The sequence below is a fragment of the Bacillus thuringiensis genome (assembly GCF_001455345.1).
GTDB classification, from domain to species: Bacteria; Bacillota; Bacilli; order Bacillales; family Bacillaceae_G; genus Bacillus_A; species Bacillus_A thuringiensis_N.
The window spans coordinates 3996103-4011522 of record NZ_CP013274.1 but is presented as its reverse complement, the minus strand read 5'-3'; the positions used below and the strand labels follow the sequence as shown (position 1 = coordinate 4011522).

Sequence of the window (15420 nt, the reverse complement as noted above, 5' to 3'; positions counted from 1 at the left end):
TTTTCATATCCCTCTCCCACCCGTGATATCTCTTTTGTAAGAGCTCACCGTCCTTTATTATATCAGAACATCATGTTTTTACAACAAGGAAAATGATAACGTTTACTTATAAATAAAATTATTTATAAATACGTGAAAATCGCTCGTATTGTTGAGATGATTTCTAATTCTCCCGATTGAATGGGCGGAGCTGCTTGCGCATGTAAAGTAGCATAGGACGTCACTTCCCGTGGTAATTGAGCAGATTCTTCAACGAATGAGAGTGGAACAGGATTAATATTTAAATTGTATGTACTCGCAATAGCACGAGCTTTTTCTACCGCTTGTTGTAGAGCTTGAATGAGAGCTTGCTCATAATATTTATTTGGATGAGATATTCGAAAACGTAAACCTTTTGCTACGTTTGCTCCATTTGAAACGGCTATATCATATACTTCCCCTGCTTTTTGTACATTTAAAACGGTAATTTCATACAAATGTTCCACACGATACCCTTGTAGTAATGCTTTATCATTTACATACTCGTATTGAGGAGTGATCGTATAAGAAATCGTTTCTATATCTTTATCAGCAATGCCAAGCTGTTTAAGTGCATCCAGCAATTGTTTTGATTGTACTGCATTTTCTTCTTGCGCTTGTTTCACATTTTTACTATCAGTTCGAATGCCAAGTGTTAATATAACAACATTTGGTTTCGCTTTGACAACACCTTCACCTTGTACAGTAATGGTCGCTTCTTTACCAGTATTAGCTGTGCGTACATTGTGTAAATAAGGATTCATTCCACCCTGCATTTTCCATCACCATCCTTTTTATATGTATATGTGTGAACAAAAAAGAAATTTATATGAAAAAAGTTACATAAATGAGAATGTTGAGGAAAGAAAGGATATACAACATAGGTATTTATAGATTATAATATGTGTAAATATGATAAAAAAGGGACGAGGCTAGTGAACGAAAAAAGAGAAACATTGATTTTAGAGTTATCCGGATCATTTAGAAAGATGATACGTTTATTACAAAATGATATTAATACACGTTTTGCAGAACATATGCCATATAATGAATTTTCTGTATTACGCGCGTTATTTTTAAACAGTCCACAGATGGCTTCGCAAATTGCGAGTGAAGTAAACGTAACCTCCAGTCATATTACAGCTGTTACTGATCGTCTCGTACGAAAAGGATTTGTAGAAAGAAAGCGTTCAAATTCAGACCGTCGTATCGTGTACTTAGAAATTACAGAACACGGAAGAGAAGTAACTGAAAAACTTGAAGCTGTGCGTAAAGAATATTATAAAGAGAGATTTAAAGGTTGGAGCGACCAAGAAATAGAAATGGTATTAGAGCTATTTGGCCGCGTATTATAATAAATGAGGATAGGAAGCGAAAGCTTTCCTATCCTTTTTCTTTTGAATAAAAACATTTTGAAACTCCAATACTTTAATTAAAAAGAATCGGAGTGAAAAATTATGAAACGTATTTTTACGCTTCTTATTATGACTGGAAGTTTTTTCTGCTTTCATCAATTCGTGGATGCTGCAACGCCAATTCAAGTCGTCCAAAAAGAATTACAACATATTTCAAATAAGCAACCTGTCTTATATTCGAAGTTATGGATTCGCTCTATGCAGAATACGATTTTATTTCATCATAGCGATAACGTTCGGCATGAAGATACGATAAGTAATGTGAAAAAGTCTTCTCTTGTAAAAGTAAAACAACTTCCACTTCAGAAAGCATCACAGTACATCCCGAGATTATCACAATATATTTCTAAGTTTGAGGCTGAAAATGTACAGGTGTATTATGTTGCAGCTCGTTATGAAGTGAAAAAAGAAAATTCGCACCAGTTAAATGGAATGAATTATTTTATGCAAGTGTTTATTCAACAAGGGGGAGAATGGAGAATTGCTGAAAGTATAGTTGCTCCAACAGATCAAATCGTAGCAAATGGTGACGGGTTTGGAACGAAGCAAGAAAAAGAGTATGGGAAAAGAAGAGAGAATGTAAAATAGCCTCCTCATCGAGAGGAGGTTATTTTATTTGAAATTCCAGGAGACTTTCCATTTTAATATTTTAGGTAGGAATAAATACGTTATGAAACTAGTCCCCAAAAACCCAATGTAAAAATTGAGCAAGGAATGCGCGTCACTGAAAATTAAACCTCCAGTGATTCCAGCAAGTAGAATAGCACAAGTCAAAACTACTTTTTGTAGTTTTGGATATAACAAGTAGTTACCATTTCGTTCATTGACTGAACGGGCATATAAATATATACCAAGTGGTAAGAAAACAAGGATATGTGCAATAGGTCCAATCAATGTTTTTGCCGATGGAATCTTTGTAAAGTTTGGTCCGTTATGACGCACTCCATCTAAATCGGTATAAGGAGTTTGTGGATCATAATTAAAGTGAATATTAAAATCTTCTGCTGGACTAGAGATACGTATGTTTTTCATCACATCATGTATATGGCCATTATTCTCATGAAAGTCAGTGTTTGAGTGAACAGCAATGACTCCTGAGATAAGTGATGGAAGTAAAGCTGGGAAGATTAATATAGCTGCAGTGAGAAATCCTTGCGATATAATATTCCCTGTAATTGTACCTACACATAAGGCAAGTGTATAAATAGCGATTAATACAATTAACATGTATATAAAGTAACTATAAAATGGGGAGAATACTTGATATTTATTATGAAAAGTCAACTTTTTCATAATAGCAAATAGTCCCCAGTTTAAAACGACAACAGCGGCGATATTACAGATTCCAAACAACCATTTTGTTATATAAAGGTGTGAACGTTTAAATGGCATAGACCATAACAAGTCGCTAGAGTTATTTTGTCTTTCCCAGCCGATTAATGTACAGGCCAGAATGATAAGTGCACCACCTTGAAAGATGACAGGGTCCATAAGTAATAAACCAAAATTGTAATGATATACATATTCCCCTCCTTTTTGCATCTTCATAAGGTATTGTTGTTCAATCGATGCCAAATAGTATTTGTATGACAAATTGTAGAAGCTAACGAACCAAAACAGCCACACAACATATTTACTTTGTTGATACGTTCTTAACCATAGTGCTTTTTGAAACATAGGATCTCTCCTTTAAAAAACTTTATAATTTGTTAGTCGTGATAATACAACATAAGTAATGATTCCAGCGAGAAACAAACCGATATAGTAGTTAAATACGAAACTAAATTGATTTATTTTATAGCCACCTAGTAATGCAAAGTAAATGGTTGTCCCCCATATCCATATTTTTAAATGTTTTTGGAAAATAAATATCTTTTGACTATTTTCATTTGGTGATCGCATATATAAATATGTTCCAAGTAGTAAATAAAATATCGTATAGAAAATAGGGACTAACATCGATTTAGCTGAATAATAGTGATAAGATGCTGGATTTCTTAAAGTAGTTGGATCGTTGTCCTGCTTTCGGTATTCTGGATGATAGTTATAATTAATAGAAAAGCGATATATTGGTGCAACTATATTTGTTTTTTGATTGATTTCATATAGTTGTTGATCTAATTTATTATTTTTAGTATTGGTAGCCTCTAAATGGTTTAGCGTAAAAGTGTACACTAGTGGAATAAATGTAAGCCCCATTAGTAGCCATGGAATACAAAAAACAATCTGCGAAACAACGCTTCCAGTAAAAGTACCGATGCATAGTGCAGCTGTATATACTGCAACATAAGAAACAATTGCATAAAGAAAGTATCGATGAAATGGACTAAAAGATTGATAATCAAAATGAATGGTTGTTCTATAAATAACATACATAAGGATCCAATTTATAAGTAACGAGCCCAAAATACAAAATGAACCAAAAGCCCATTTAGATAAGAAAACATCTTTTCTTTTAAACGGCATTGTCATAAGTAGTGTATTCGATTGGTTGCTACGTTCCCACCCTATCAATAAACAGGCTAAAGCAATGATAAGAACTGTTAACAAAAAACTATTACCTTCTCCTGACGAAAAGGTATAAAAATAATAATACTGTTTCCCTTTTTCTTGTAATTCGTGGTATTCAGCGAGCTCCATCTGAGCACTTTTATAGTAGCCAAAAGATAAGAGATAAAGCGAACTAAAGAAGAATAGTAACACAGCATATTTCCCGCGCTTCCAATTCCATATCCACAACGCCTTATGAAACATACCCATCCTCCTCCAGTGTCGTAACGAAGACATCTTCAAGTGACATTGTTAATTCTTCAATGAGTATAGGTTGTTCTTTATAAAATTTCTCCAGTGTTGTAGCCACATTTCCGTCAATTAAGATTGTATATACTTTTCCTGTTTGATTTAATATTTTAATATTGCTTAAGTTTTCTAGTTTTTGAGGTAATGAACGTTCATAAGCTACTTGGATTTTAGCAAATCGTGATTTTGCATCGTCTAGTGATGTAATAGAAGATATAGTATGGCCTTTTAATATAATGATTGTATCTGCAATTTGTTCCACTTCATCTAAATGGTGAGTTGAGATGAAAATGGTAATCTCTTTTTCTGCAACTTCTCCAACGAGAAACTGTAAAATTTGCCTTTTCACGATAGGATCAAGTCCATTTGTCGGCTCATCTAAAATGATATATTCGGCCTTTGTAGAAACGGCTAAAATGATGGCGAGCAGTGCTTTCATTCCTTTTGAGTAACTACGAATTCGTTTGTTTGGTAAGTTAAAACGTTCTAGCAGTTCATAGAAATGTGTTTCATCAAATGCGGTATAAACTTCTTTATAAAACTTTACAATTTCTTTTATCGTATAGCCGTTCAGTATGTTAGTAGAATCAGGAACGTATACGATTTTTTGCTTTATTTCAGGACACTGGTGAATGTTTGTATCTTCATATGTAACTGTCCCTGCATCAGGGTCTAAAATGCCGACCATCGTTCGTAATAAAGTTGTTTTCCCCGCACCGTTTCTTCCGAGTAATCCGATGATACTTCCTCTTTGTAATGTGAAAGAAACATCATTTAAAATTGTTTGATTATCAATCGTTTTCTTCAAGCTTGTCACTTTCAGCATCCGCATTTCCTCCAATCTCTTTGTAATATGAATCTATCCAATCATGAATTTTATCTTTCGTAACACCAAGATAAGAGGCTTCTAATAGTAATTGATGAAATTGCTTTTCAACCATAGCGATTTTCCTTTCGTCTAATGTTGGGGTAATCGATTGGGATACAAATGTTCCTTTTCCTCGTAATGTTTCAATAATCCCTTGTCGCTCTAACTCTTGGTACGCCTTACTCACTGTATTTGGATTGATAACGAGTAAAGAAGCGAGTTCGCGTACAGAAGGTAGTTTGTCACTTGGAGCTAACATGTTCTTCAATACGAGTTCTTTTATATTTTGAACAATTTGTTCCCATATCGGAGTGTTGCTTCTTGGATCAAGTTGAATATGCAAGAGCAATGTCTCCTTTCTGACTTGTATTAAGTGTACTACTGCATGTAATACACTTAATACAATATAGGTGATGAATGTATTTGTCAACTGAAAATATTAGAAAAATATGGTATTAAAAAATAAAAAATTGGAAAAAATAGGTCTGATATAGAATGGAGGGTTAGTCATGAAGCGAGTTTTTGGAATACTTGTTTGTTTCATATTATTGCTTTCTGGTACTTCAGTTAGTTTCGCACAATCTGAGAAAACGAAGCAGGAGAAAACAGAAGAAACAACGCCGAAGTTAGCGGAACAAGCGTCGTCAGCAATTGTAATTGAACAAGATACAGGTAAAGTTTTGTTTGATAAAAATCCAAATGAGAAGTTACCACCTGCTAGTATGACGAAGATTATGACAATGCTATTAATTATGGAACAAGTTGAAAAAGGAAAACTAAAACTAACCGATAAAGTTAGAGCAAGTGAACATGCAGCTTCAATGGGTGGATCACAAATCTTTTTAGAGCCTGGTGAAGAGATGACTGTAAATGAAATGCTAAAGGGTATTGCCATTGCATCTGGAAATGATGCGTCTGTTGCAGTAGCGGAGCATATCGCTGGTTCAGAAGAAGGTTTTGTAAATATGATGAACAAAAAAGCGAAAGATTTAGGACTGAAAAACACTCATTTCCAAAACCCAACAGGTCTTCCGGCTAAAGACCATTATTCTACAGCAAATGATATGGCTATAATGGCGAGAGAATTAATGAAGTACCCACTTATTCGCAAATACACAGGTAAATATGAAGACTATTTACGTGAAGATACGGATAAGAAGTTTTGGCTCGTGAATACGAATAAGTTAGTACGTTTTTATCCTGGAGTAGATGGCGTGAAAACGGGCTTTACGACAGAAGCAAAATATTGTTTAACAGCATCGGCTGAAAAGAATGGGATGCGTGTTATTTCAGTTGTTATGGGTGCACCTACATCGAAAGAACGGAACAATCAAGTAACGAAGCTTCTTGACTACGCATTTGGTCAATATATGACAAAGAAATTGTATACACGAGGCGAAAAAATTAAGACTGTCCAAGTAGGAAAAGGGAAAAAAGAAAAAGTAGATTTAGTTGCGTCAGACAATGTGTCTCTTCTTATGAAGAAGGGCGAAAATATGGACAAAGTAAAGCAAGAAGTAATTGCTGAAAAGAAAGTGAAAGCGCCGATTAAAAAGGGCGATGCACTTGGTACACTTGTTATTAAAAAAGATAAAGATGTTTTATTAAAACAAACAATTGTAGCAAAAGAAGATGTTGCTGCGGCGAGCTGGTGGGAGTTATTTAAAAGAAGTTTTGGGATGTTTTCAACATCAAAATAGCGGCAAACATTTTGCCGCTTTTCTATTCGTATGAAAGTAAATAATTGCTGAATGGTTTCACTTTATGGCGAAATAGTTCTTCTTTTGTCAGTAGGAAGGATTCTTATGTTGAATCACGAAAATCTTTATGTATGTAAATGAGTAAAGTTTGAGCATAAGGAGGAAATCGTGTGAGTCTTTCCATGCAATTAGAAGTAAAACGTGACGTCCTATGTGTGAGACTAGCGGGTGAATTAGATCATCATACTGCTGAAGAGTTGCGAACGAAAGTAACAGATATGATTGAGACACATGGTGTTCATCATATTGTGTTGAGCCTAGAGAACTTATCGTTTATGGATAGTTCTGGTTTAGGTGTTATATTAGGCCGATATAAGCATGTAAAAGGATTAGGTGGAGAAATGGTTGTTTGTGCAATTTCACCGCCTGTTAAACGTTTATTTGAAATGTCGGGCTTATTTAAAATTGTTCGCTTAGAAGAAAGTGAAGCGCATGCGCTCGCGACGTTGGGGGTGGCATAAATGAGAAATGAAATGAACCTTCAATTTTCAGCATTAAGTCAAAATGAATCGTTCGCTCGCGTTACAGTAGCTGCTTTCATTGCGCAACTAGACCCAACGATGGAAGAACTTACGGAGATTAAAACAGTTGTGTCAGAAGCAGTTACAAATGCAATTATTCATGGGTACGAGGGAAATGCAGAAGGTGTTGTTTATATTTCTGTAATTTTGGAAGAAGCAATGGTGAAACTCACGATTCGAGATGAAGGGATTGGCATCTTTGATTTAGATGAAGCAAGACAACCCCTTTTTACAACTAAACCTGAATTAGAGCGTTCCGGAATGGGATTTACTATCATGGAAAATTTTATGGATGAAGTAGAAGTTATTTCAAACGAATCTTTCGGGACAACAATCCATTTGACAAAATACTTATCAAATAGTAACGCTCTATGCAATTAAGGAGAATAGCCTATGGACATAGAGGTCAAAAATGAGAAGAAGAAACCTCAGTTAAAGGACCACGAGCTAAAAGCGTTAATTCAACAAAGTCAAGATGGAGATCAACAAGCGAGAGATACAATCGTTCAAAGTAATATGCGTCTCGTATGGTCGGTTGTGCAGCGTTTTCTTAATCGAGGATACGAACCAGACGATTTATTTCAAATTGGATGTATTGGGCTCTTAAAATCGGTAGATAAATTTGATTTATCTTTCGACGTGAAATTTTCAACATATGCAGTTCCAATGATTATTGGAGAAATACAACGATTTTTACGTGATGATGGATCAGTGAAAGTAAGCAGGTCTTTAAAAGAAACAGGAAATAAAATTCGAAAGATGAGAGACGAGCTTTCGAAAGAATTCGGAAGGGCCCCAACGATTAATGAAGTAGCCGAAGCGTTAGAACTAACGCCAGAGGAAGTGGTTCTGGCGCAAGAAGCGAGTCGAGCTCCTTCATCTATACATGAAACGGTGTATGAAAACGACGGGGACCCAATTACTATTTTAGATCAAATTGCGGATCAATCTGAAACGAAATGGTTTGATAAAATTGCTTTAAAAGAAGCAATTAGAGAATTAGATGAGCGAGAACGTTTAATCGTGTATTTACGCTACTATAAAGATCAAACCCAATCAGAAGTAGCAGAGCGCATAGGCATTTCGCAAGTACAAGTTTCAAGACTTGAAAAGAAAATATTAAAACAGATGAAAGATCGAATAGATGAATAGCTATTCGATCTTTTTTTATGCCTTTACTAGGAGGAGATTGTAAACTTTCTTAATAGTTTACAGAATTTATTGATAATTTAGTAAATTTAAAATATAATCCAAGTATGAACTTGTCACAAAGGGGGAAGGAAATATGGAAACGAGGCAACAATGGGGAACAAGGGCTGGATTTATTTTCGCAGCGGTCGGCTCTGCCGTTGGATTAGGAAACATATGGCGTTTTCCTTATACAGCGTATGAAAATGGAGGAGGCGCATTCTTTTTACCGTACTTATTCGCATTATTAACGACTGGTATTTCATTATTAGCGTTTGAATTTGCTCTTGGGCATCGTCACCGTGGTTCAGCGCCGCTTACGTTTTTCCGTATTCATCGGCGTGCTGAATTCATTGGATGGTGGCAAATGTGTGTAACGTTTATCGTTTCAACATATTATGCAGTAATTATTGCTTGGTCTATTTCATATACGTACTTTGCAATTACTGGAGCATGGGGGAAAGACACGCAATCATTTTTATTTAAAGAGTACTTACATGTTGCAGATAAGCCAGGGCAGTTTGGGGGGCTTGTGCCGGAAGTATTAATTCCATTAGCTCTCGTTTGGGTTATTGTGCTTGGCGTTGCATTCAAAGGAGTTAAAAAAGGAATTGAAGTGGTTAACCGTATTTTCATTCCTTTACTAGTTGTTATGTTCCTTATTATCGTAGTTCGTGCAGTGACGATGGAAGGTGCGATGCAAGGATTAGATGCATTCTTCAAACCAGATTGGAGTCGTATTTTTGATGGGAAAGTATGGCTTGCTGCTTATGGTCAAATTTTCTTTAGCTTATCTTTAGCGTTTGGAATTATGATTACGTATTCTAGTTATTTACCGAAAAACTCAGATACAACAAATAATGCCTTTATTACTGGTTTTGCAAACTCAGGATTTGAATTATTAGCAGGAATTGGGGTCTTTGCAGCTCTTGGATTTATGGCAAACAATATGGGAGTACCAGTTGATAAAGTAGCAAGTGCTGGTGTAGGACTTGCATTTGTAGTATTCCCGCAAATTATTAATGAATTACCGATGTCACCGTTATTTGGCGTATTATTTTTCTTATCATTAACGGTTGCCGGAATTACATCTCTCATCTCGCTTGCGGAAGTATGCTTTGCTGCCGTATCTGAAAAGTTCAGCTTAAGTCGCCAAAAAACAATTGGAATTATGGGGACGCTTCTCGTACTAGTTTCTCTTGTTTTTGCAACACGTGGCGGGCTTATGTTCCTAGATGTTGTGGATTATTTCGCTAATAACTTCGGATTAATTTCAATTGCATTAGCCGAAGTAGTTACGATAGGACTCATTCTACGCCGTTTACCAGTTTATCAAAATCACGCAAACTTCGTATCTGATATTAAGTTAGGGACGTTTTGGAGAGTGAGTTTACTCGTTATTACCCCGCTTATGTTAGGGTACATGTTAATTGATGGTACAATCCAAAATATTAAAAAGAATTATGGAGATTACCCAACGGAGTTTGTCGTAACGTATGGTTGGTCAATTGCAGCAGCGTTCCTTATCGTTGCGTTAATCATTAGTTTAAAGAAATGGAATTCACAAATACATTCAGATTCTGCTAAGCTTGAAAAAGAATGGAAAGATCGGGGTGTTTCATAATGAGTGGATCAGCGATTATGATGATGGTTATTGGAATAGTAGTCATTTGGGGAGGGCTCGCATTAAGTATTGCAAATTTATTTAAGAAAAAGGCATAAACTAAAAAACATCTGTACCGAAATGGTACAGATGTTTTTTTATGAAAAAATTGTATTAGAAAAAAATGCAATAACCATACTACAACTACGAGGAAGAGTGAAGAGGTGAATGAAAATTGGAACAAACAATTTATATTAAAATGCGTAATCGATTAAAAGTTTCTCCTACGTATGAAGTAAAGCTCGGTGATGTTGCTCAACTTGCCGGAGATGCTTTAGTGGTTCAATCGTTACGGGATGAGGTAGTTTACAAAATAACAGCGCATGATAAGACGCATGTTGTAATTGATGTTATGAGAATAATTGAGATTATTCAAAGGAAAGCGGCCGATATACAAATTAATTTACTCGGTTCTGGACAAACTCTTGTTGAAATTATATATGAAAAAAAGAAAGTACATCCAATTTTCTTCGGACTTGTATGGTTGTTACTTTTTATTGGAGCAGCCCTTGCGATCATTTATTTTCATGAAGATGTAAGCATGCAACAAGTGCACCAACGGTTATATTACATGATTACGGGAGAATTTAAGGCGCAACCACTTTTATTTCAAATTCCTTATTCATTAGGTCTTGGGTTAGGTATGGTTTTATTTTTTAATCATGTATTTCAAAAGCGTATTAATGAAGAGCCGAGTCCGTTAGAAGTAGAGATGTTCCAATACCAGCAGTCACTTGATCAATATGTAATTGTTCATGAAAACAAGGACAATATGAAACAACTTGCCGATGATTGAATCTGGGTTTGTTATTTTAATTGCTTTAGCAGGAGGAATTGCAGTAGGTAGCGGATATGTCGCATTTTTAGCTGTACTTGGTATAATCCCTCGTCTAGCTCAATTAACGAGAAGTGGAAAGCACATTCAATATTTTGAGTGGGCAGTTATTGCAGGTACGTTAACAGGAGCTTGGTGTAGTTTGAAAAACATTACATTTCAAACGTCCCAATATTGGCTTGTTATATTAGGAATATTTTGTGGCACATTCATTGGAATGCTCGCTGCCGCATTAACAGAAGTGTTAAATGTTTTACCTATTTTAGCGAAACGAGTAGGGGTAGAGGGGAAAATTGTTGTTTTGCTCGTTGCTCTTGTACTTGGAAAAGTAATAGGCTCGTTGTTTCACTGGATTTATTTCGTAAAGTAGGAGGCAATATATAAATGACAGGACGAAAACTAAAGGATGATTACGTAAATAGAGTGAAGGAATACCATCCGAAACCAAATTATTTTATTAATTGTGTTAAGGCATTTCTTGTAGGTGGACTCATTTGTACAATCGGGGAAGTATTGATGAAATTTTATATACATTATTTTCATTTCAGTGAACAAGAGGCAGGAAACCCAACAGTTGCAACTCTTGTACTATTATCGGCGATTTTAACAGGTTGTGGTGTATATGATAAAATCGGTCAATTTGCTGGAGCAGGATCGGCCGTACCTGTTACGGGATTTGCGAATTCTATGGCGAGTGCTGCGCTAGAGCATAAAAGTGAAGGAATTGTGTTTGGTGTTGCTACAAACATGTTTAAGCTAGCGGGAAGTGTAATCGTTTTTGGGGTTGTTGGGGCATACATTATTGGGTTAATAAGATATACATTTCAAATTTTGATGTCCTAAAGGAGGGGCTAGTATGAGGTTGACAGGAAAGCAAACGTGGGTATTTCAAAATGATATTTATGTGAATGCAACCGGTACTGCTGTCGGTCCAAAAGAAGCTGAAGGCCCTCTTGGGAAGGATTTTGATATTTCATATGATGATTTACATTGCGAAGAGGAAAACTGGGAGCTTGCTGAACGAAGATTAATGTCAGATTCTATTCAACAAGTCATGCAAAAAGGAAATGTAGAAACATCACAAATTGATTTCTTTTTAGCGGGCGACTTATTAAATCAAACAGTAACAGCAAATTACGTTGCGCGTAAGTGGGGAATCCCTTTTTTAGGGATGTTTAGTGCTTGTGCGACTTCGATGGAGACTTTAGCAGTTGGATCAGCCTTTATAGACGGCGGATTCGCAAACCGTGTTTTAGCAACAGTAAGCAGTCATAATGCAACAGCTGAAAGACAGTTTCGTTATCCAACAGAGTATGGGGGACAAAAACCAGGAACAGCCAATTCCACAGTTACAGGTGCGGGATCCATATTAATTAGTAAAGAAAAAAGTGCCATTAAAATTACAGCGGCTACGATTGGAAAAGTGCAAGATTTAGGAATTGCGAATCCGTTAGATATGGGATCGGCGATGGCACCTGCTGCAGCTCATACAATTCAGCAGCATTTTGAAGATTTGAAGAGAAGTGCAGCCGATTACGATTTGATTGTTACCGGTGATTTATCAGCTATTGGGACACCAATAGCCAAACAACTGTTACTGGAAGAAGGTTATGATATTGGGCATATATATAACGATTGCGGATTAATGATTTATGATTCCGGTCAAGAAGAAGTATTTGCTGGTGGTAGTGGTTGTGCTTGTTCAGCTGTTGTCACATATGGTCATTTATTAAGCGAGATGCAAAAAGGGAATTTACAACGAATTTTTGTCGTTGCTACTGGTGCTTTATTAAGCCCAATGATGATGCAGCAGAAAGAAACAATTCCAACAATTGCACATGGTGTCGTATTTGAGAGAGTGAAGGGAGAGTGAATTGTGGATTTTATATATGCATTTCTTGTAGGAGGCGCTATTTGTGTAGTTGGACAAGTATTGTTAGATTTCGCAAAGTTAACACCAGCCCATTTAATGGCTACCTTTGTAGTCATAGGAGCAGTTTTAGATGGATTCGGATTGTACGATAAGCTTATAAAGTTTGCTGGTGCTGGGGCGACAGTTCCTATCACAAGTTTTGGACATTCCCTATTACATGGGGCAATGCATGCGGCAGAGAAACACGGATATATAGGGATTGGTATGGGTATGTTTAGTTTAACATCTGCAGGCATTTCTGCAGCAATATTATTTTCATTTTTTGTAGCACTTATATGTAAACCGAAAGGATAAATCAAATGAGACGAAGGGTTGTTTTGGTCACAGATGGAGATGAATATGCAAAGCGAACAATTGAGCTTTTAACGAAGGAATTTGGGGGAAGGTGTATTTCAGCATCACAAAGTAATCCAACCAAATTGACAGGGGAAAAAGTTGTTGAGCTTATTATGCAAACGCCATATGACCCTGTATTTGTCATGTTTGATGACAGTGGATTTATTGGAGAAGGATCTGGCGAAAAAGCTTTAAAATATGTAGCCACGCATAAACAAATTGATGTGCTTGGGATTTTGGCAGTAGCGTCTAATACACATCATTGGGAATGGGCACGTGTAGATGTAAGTGTAGATCGAAACGGGAATTTAACCGAATACGGTGTTGATAAATTTGGACTTCCAGATGGTGAAATTGGCAGAATTAGCGGCGATACAATTTATTGTTTAGATGATCTGAATGTTCCTGTCATTGTGGGAGTTGGTGATATTGGTAAGATGTGTGGCAATGACGAATGGGAGAGAGGATCACCAATTACTAAAAAAGCAATTCAATTAATTTTGGAAAGGAGTGGATTTTATGACGAAGCCTAAAAAAGTGGATATCCCTATTTCATCTTTTTTGAGTGATAATGAAAATTATTTAAAGCAAACAGTTGGACTAGGGGTTACATATGATGTTGGCATACGTAAATTTCAAATTTTAAATAAAGAAATTGGTGTGTTGTTTGTAAATGGACTTTGTGATACGAATTATATTATCCCTATTTTAGAAGAAGCGGTGGATACAAATGAAATAAGGGATGTAGAAGAAGATACAGTGAAGCTTTTAGAGAATCGTTTAATTCATCAACAAGTAAGTAAAGTGAAAACGATGGATGAGGTAATGCTCCAAGTATTATCAGGACTCATCATTATATTTGTGGAAGGTGAAACGGAAGCGTTCGCAATAGATGTCCGTAGTTATCCGGGCCGGACGCCGACAGAACCAGATACAGAAAAGGTAGTACGTGGTGCAAGGGATGGATTTGTTGAAAATATCGTTGTAAATACAGCGTTAATTCGTAGAAGGATACGTGACCCACGTCTTCGAAATGAAATGATTCGAGTAGGAGATAGATCCCAAACGGATATTTGTATTACATATGTACAAGATGTTGCAAATCCGGATTTAGTTAAGATTATAAAACAAGAATTAAATAACATTGATGTCGATGGAATTACGATGGCGGATAAAACAGTGGAAGAATTTGTTGTAAAGCAAAGCTATAATCCATTCCCGCTTATTCGATATACAGAAAGACCGGATGTAGCGGCGAATCATTTATTAGAAGGACATGTGTTAGTACTAGTTGATACATCACCGAGTGCTATGATTACTCCAACAACATATTTCCACCATTTACAGCATGCGGAAGAGTTTAGACAAAATCCAGCTGTCGGTACATTTTTACGTTGGGTACGCTTTTTAGGTGTCTTATTCTCCTTATTTTTATTACCATTTTGGTTAGTGTTTGTATTTGATCCAACTCTTTTACCAGAAAACCTTGCTTTCATTGGACCGACTAAGATGACACATTTACCAATTCTATTACAGGTGTTGATGGCCGAAATCGGACTTGAGTTTTTAAGGATGGCAGCCATTCATACGCCAACATCATTATCATCTGCAGCAGGATTAATTTCTGCCATATTAATTGGTCAAATTGCAATTGATGTAGGTTTGTTTGTACCAGAAGTAATTTTATACGTAGCAGTTTCTATGATTGGAGCATATGCAACACCGAGTTATGAATTAGGGCTTGGGAATAAAGTCGGAAAGCTATTCGTCATTATTTTGACAGGTATATTTCATGAAATGGGATTCGTAGTCGGAATGACGATATTGATTTTATTTTTAACGTCTATAAAAAGTCTGCAAACACCCTATTTATGGCCATTTTTACCATTTGATTGGGGAGCATTAACAAAAATTCTACTCCGTCCAACGATGTCTAGTTTAAAAGTGCGCCCAAGTATTGTAAGACCTCAAAATGTAAGAAGGCAAAAATAAGCAGGATTAATCCTGCTTATTTTTTTATCGAAAATTTATTGTTTTTTAACAAAAATCAAACATTTTTTGTGTACACTTAGAGTAGATATTGT

The 15420-nt window shown here is 36.0% G+C and carries 20 protein-coding genes; 15 read left to right on the top strand and 5 right to left on the bottom strand.

Annotation, left to right across the window (positions count from 1 at the left end; translation table 11 throughout):
- Positions 1-122: 122 nt before the first annotated feature.
- Complete coding sequence (locus tag ATN06_RS20795) at positions 123-794, bottom strand: SIMPL domain-containing protein (RefSeq protein WP_060632158.1); 672 nt, start codon at positions 792-794, stop codon at positions 123-125.
- Positions 795-953: 159 nt separating this feature from the next.
- Between ATN06_RS20795 and ATN06_RS20790 the strand changes: the two genes are divergently transcribed.
- Both ATN06_RS20790 and ATN06_RS20780 read left to right on the top strand, forming a co-directional pair.
- Positions 954-1373 carry a MarR family winged helix-turn-helix transcriptional regulator gene (locus tag ATN06_RS20790; protein WP_001003313.1) on the top strand — a complete coding sequence of 140 codons (420 nt, stop codon included), beginning with the start codon at positions 954-956 and terminating at the stop codon, positions 1371-1373.
- A gap of 102 nt (positions 1374-1475) precedes the next feature.
- Positions 1476-2021 (top strand): hypothetical protein, encoded by a 546-nt coding sequence (locus tag ATN06_RS20780; protein ID WP_060632157.1) that lies wholly within the window; start codon positions 1476-1478, stop codon positions 2019-2021.
- Between the two features lie 24 nt (positions 2022-2045).
- On the opposite strand, the gene ATN06_RS20775 is transcribed toward ATN06_RS20780, so the two are convergent.
- The 4 genes from ATN06_RS20775 to ATN06_RS20760 are packed head-to-tail and all read right to left on the bottom strand — an operon-like array spanning position 2046 to position 5443.
- Positions 2046-3110, bottom strand: coding sequence for an ABC transporter permease subunit (locus tag ATN06_RS20775; protein WP_060632156.1), 1065 nt, complete (start codon positions 3108-3110; stop codon positions 2046-2048).
- 12 nt (positions 3111-3122) lie between these two features.
- Complete coding sequence (locus ATN06_RS20770; protein WP_060632155.1) at positions 3123-4187, bottom strand: ABC transporter permease; 1065 nt, start codon at positions 4185-4187, stop codon at positions 3123-3125.
- Positions 4177-5058, bottom strand: a complete 882-nt coding sequence (locus tag ATN06_RS20765; RefSeq protein ID WP_060632154.1) for an ABC transporter ATP-binding protein — start codon at positions 5056-5058, stop codon at positions 4177-4179. The genes ATN06_RS20770 and ATN06_RS20765 overlap by 11 nt, the downstream gene beginning before the upstream one ends.
- Complete coding sequence (locus ATN06_RS20760; protein ID WP_000548032.1) at positions 5024-5443, bottom strand: GntR family transcriptional regulator; 420 nt, start codon at positions 5441-5443, stop codon at positions 5024-5026. Before ATN06_RS20760 ends, ATN06_RS20765 begins: the two co-directional genes overlap by 35 nt.
- A 166-nt stretch (positions 5444-5609) precedes the next feature.
- Here ATN06_RS20760 and dacF point away from each other — a divergent pair, with 166 nt between their 5' ends.
- From dacF to spoVAF, 13 genes are all read left to right on the top strand, one after another.
- A complete protein-coding gene (gene dacF / locus ATN06_RS20755) occupies positions 5610-6800 on the top strand; it encodes a serine-type D-Ala-D-Ala carboxypeptidase DacF (RefSeq protein WP_060632153.1) in 1191 nt (396 codons plus the stop codon).
- A 170-nt stretch (positions 6801-6970) separates the two neighbouring features.
- Positions 6971-7321, top strand: a complete 351-nt coding sequence (gene spoIIAA, locus ATN06_RS20750; RefSeq protein WP_000059133.1) for an anti-sigma F factor antagonist — start codon at positions 6971-6973, stop codon at positions 7319-7321.
- Entirely contained in the window at positions 7322-7762 is a 441-nt protein-coding gene (gene spoIIAB, locus ATN06_RS20745) for an anti-sigma F factor (protein WP_001243399.1), read from the top strand.
- A gap of 12 nt (positions 7763-7774) precedes the next feature.
- Positions 7775-8533 (top strand): RNA polymerase sporulation sigma factor SigF, encoded by a 759-nt coding sequence (sigF, locus tag ATN06_RS20740; RefSeq protein WP_000350734.1) that lies wholly within the window; start codon positions 7775-7777, stop codon positions 8531-8533.
- A gap of 133 nt (positions 8534-8666) precedes the next feature.
- Positions 8667-10193, top strand: coding sequence for a sodium-dependent transporter (locus ATN06_RS20735; protein WP_060632152.1), 1527 nt, complete (start codon positions 8667-8669; stop codon positions 10191-10193).
- On the top strand, positions 10193-10291 hold the full coding sequence (locus ATN06_RS20730; protein ID WP_000016826.1) for a methionine/alanine import family NSS transporter small subunit: 99 nt from the start codon (positions 10193-10195) through the stop codon (positions 10289-10291). Before ATN06_RS20735 ends, ATN06_RS20730 begins: the two co-directional genes overlap by 1 nt.
- Before the next feature lie 116 nt (positions 10292-10407).
- The gene (spoVAA, locus tag ATN06_RS20725; protein ID WP_060632151.1) at positions 10408-11028 is read left to right on the top strand and encodes a stage V sporulation protein SpoVAA; all 621 of its coding nucleotides are present in this window, start codon (positions 10408-10410) and stop codon (positions 11026-11028) included.
- Complete coding sequence (gene spoVAB / locus ATN06_RS20720) at positions 11021-11437, top strand: stage V sporulation protein SpoVAB (RefSeq protein WP_000572932.1); 417 nt, start codon at positions 11021-11023, stop codon at positions 11435-11437. Before spoVAA ends, spoVAB begins: the two co-directional genes overlap by 8 nt.
- A gap of 14 nt (positions 11438-11451) precedes the next feature.
- A complete protein-coding gene (gene spoVAC, locus ATN06_RS20715) occupies positions 11452-11910 on the top strand; it encodes a stage V sporulation protein AC (RefSeq protein WP_060632150.1) in 459 nt (152 codons plus the stop codon).
- Between the two features lie 13 nt (positions 11911-11923).
- Entirely contained in the window at positions 11924-12940 is a 1017-nt protein-coding gene (spoVAD, locus tag ATN06_RS20710; RefSeq protein ID WP_060632149.1) for a stage V sporulation protein AD, read from the top strand.
- Positions 12941-12943: 3 nt separating this feature from the next.
- Positions 12944-13294: a stage V sporulation protein AE gene (spoVAE, locus tag ATN06_RS20705; protein WP_060632148.1), complete on the top strand. Its 351-nt coding sequence runs from the start codon at positions 12944-12946 to the stop codon at positions 13292-13294.
- Between the two features lie 5 nt (positions 13295-13299).
- A complete protein-coding gene (locus ATN06_RS20700; RefSeq protein ID WP_060632147.1) occupies positions 13300-13869 on the top strand; it encodes a stage V sporulation protein SpoVABEA in 570 nt (189 codons plus the stop codon).
- Positions 13856-15328, top strand: a complete 1473-nt coding sequence (gene spoVAF / locus ATN06_RS20695; protein ID WP_060632146.1) for a spore germination protein SpoVAF — start codon at positions 13856-13858, stop codon at positions 15326-15328. The genes ATN06_RS20700 and spoVAF overlap by 14 nt, the downstream gene beginning before the upstream one ends.
- The last annotated feature ends 92 nt before the right edge of the window (positions 15329-15420 follow it).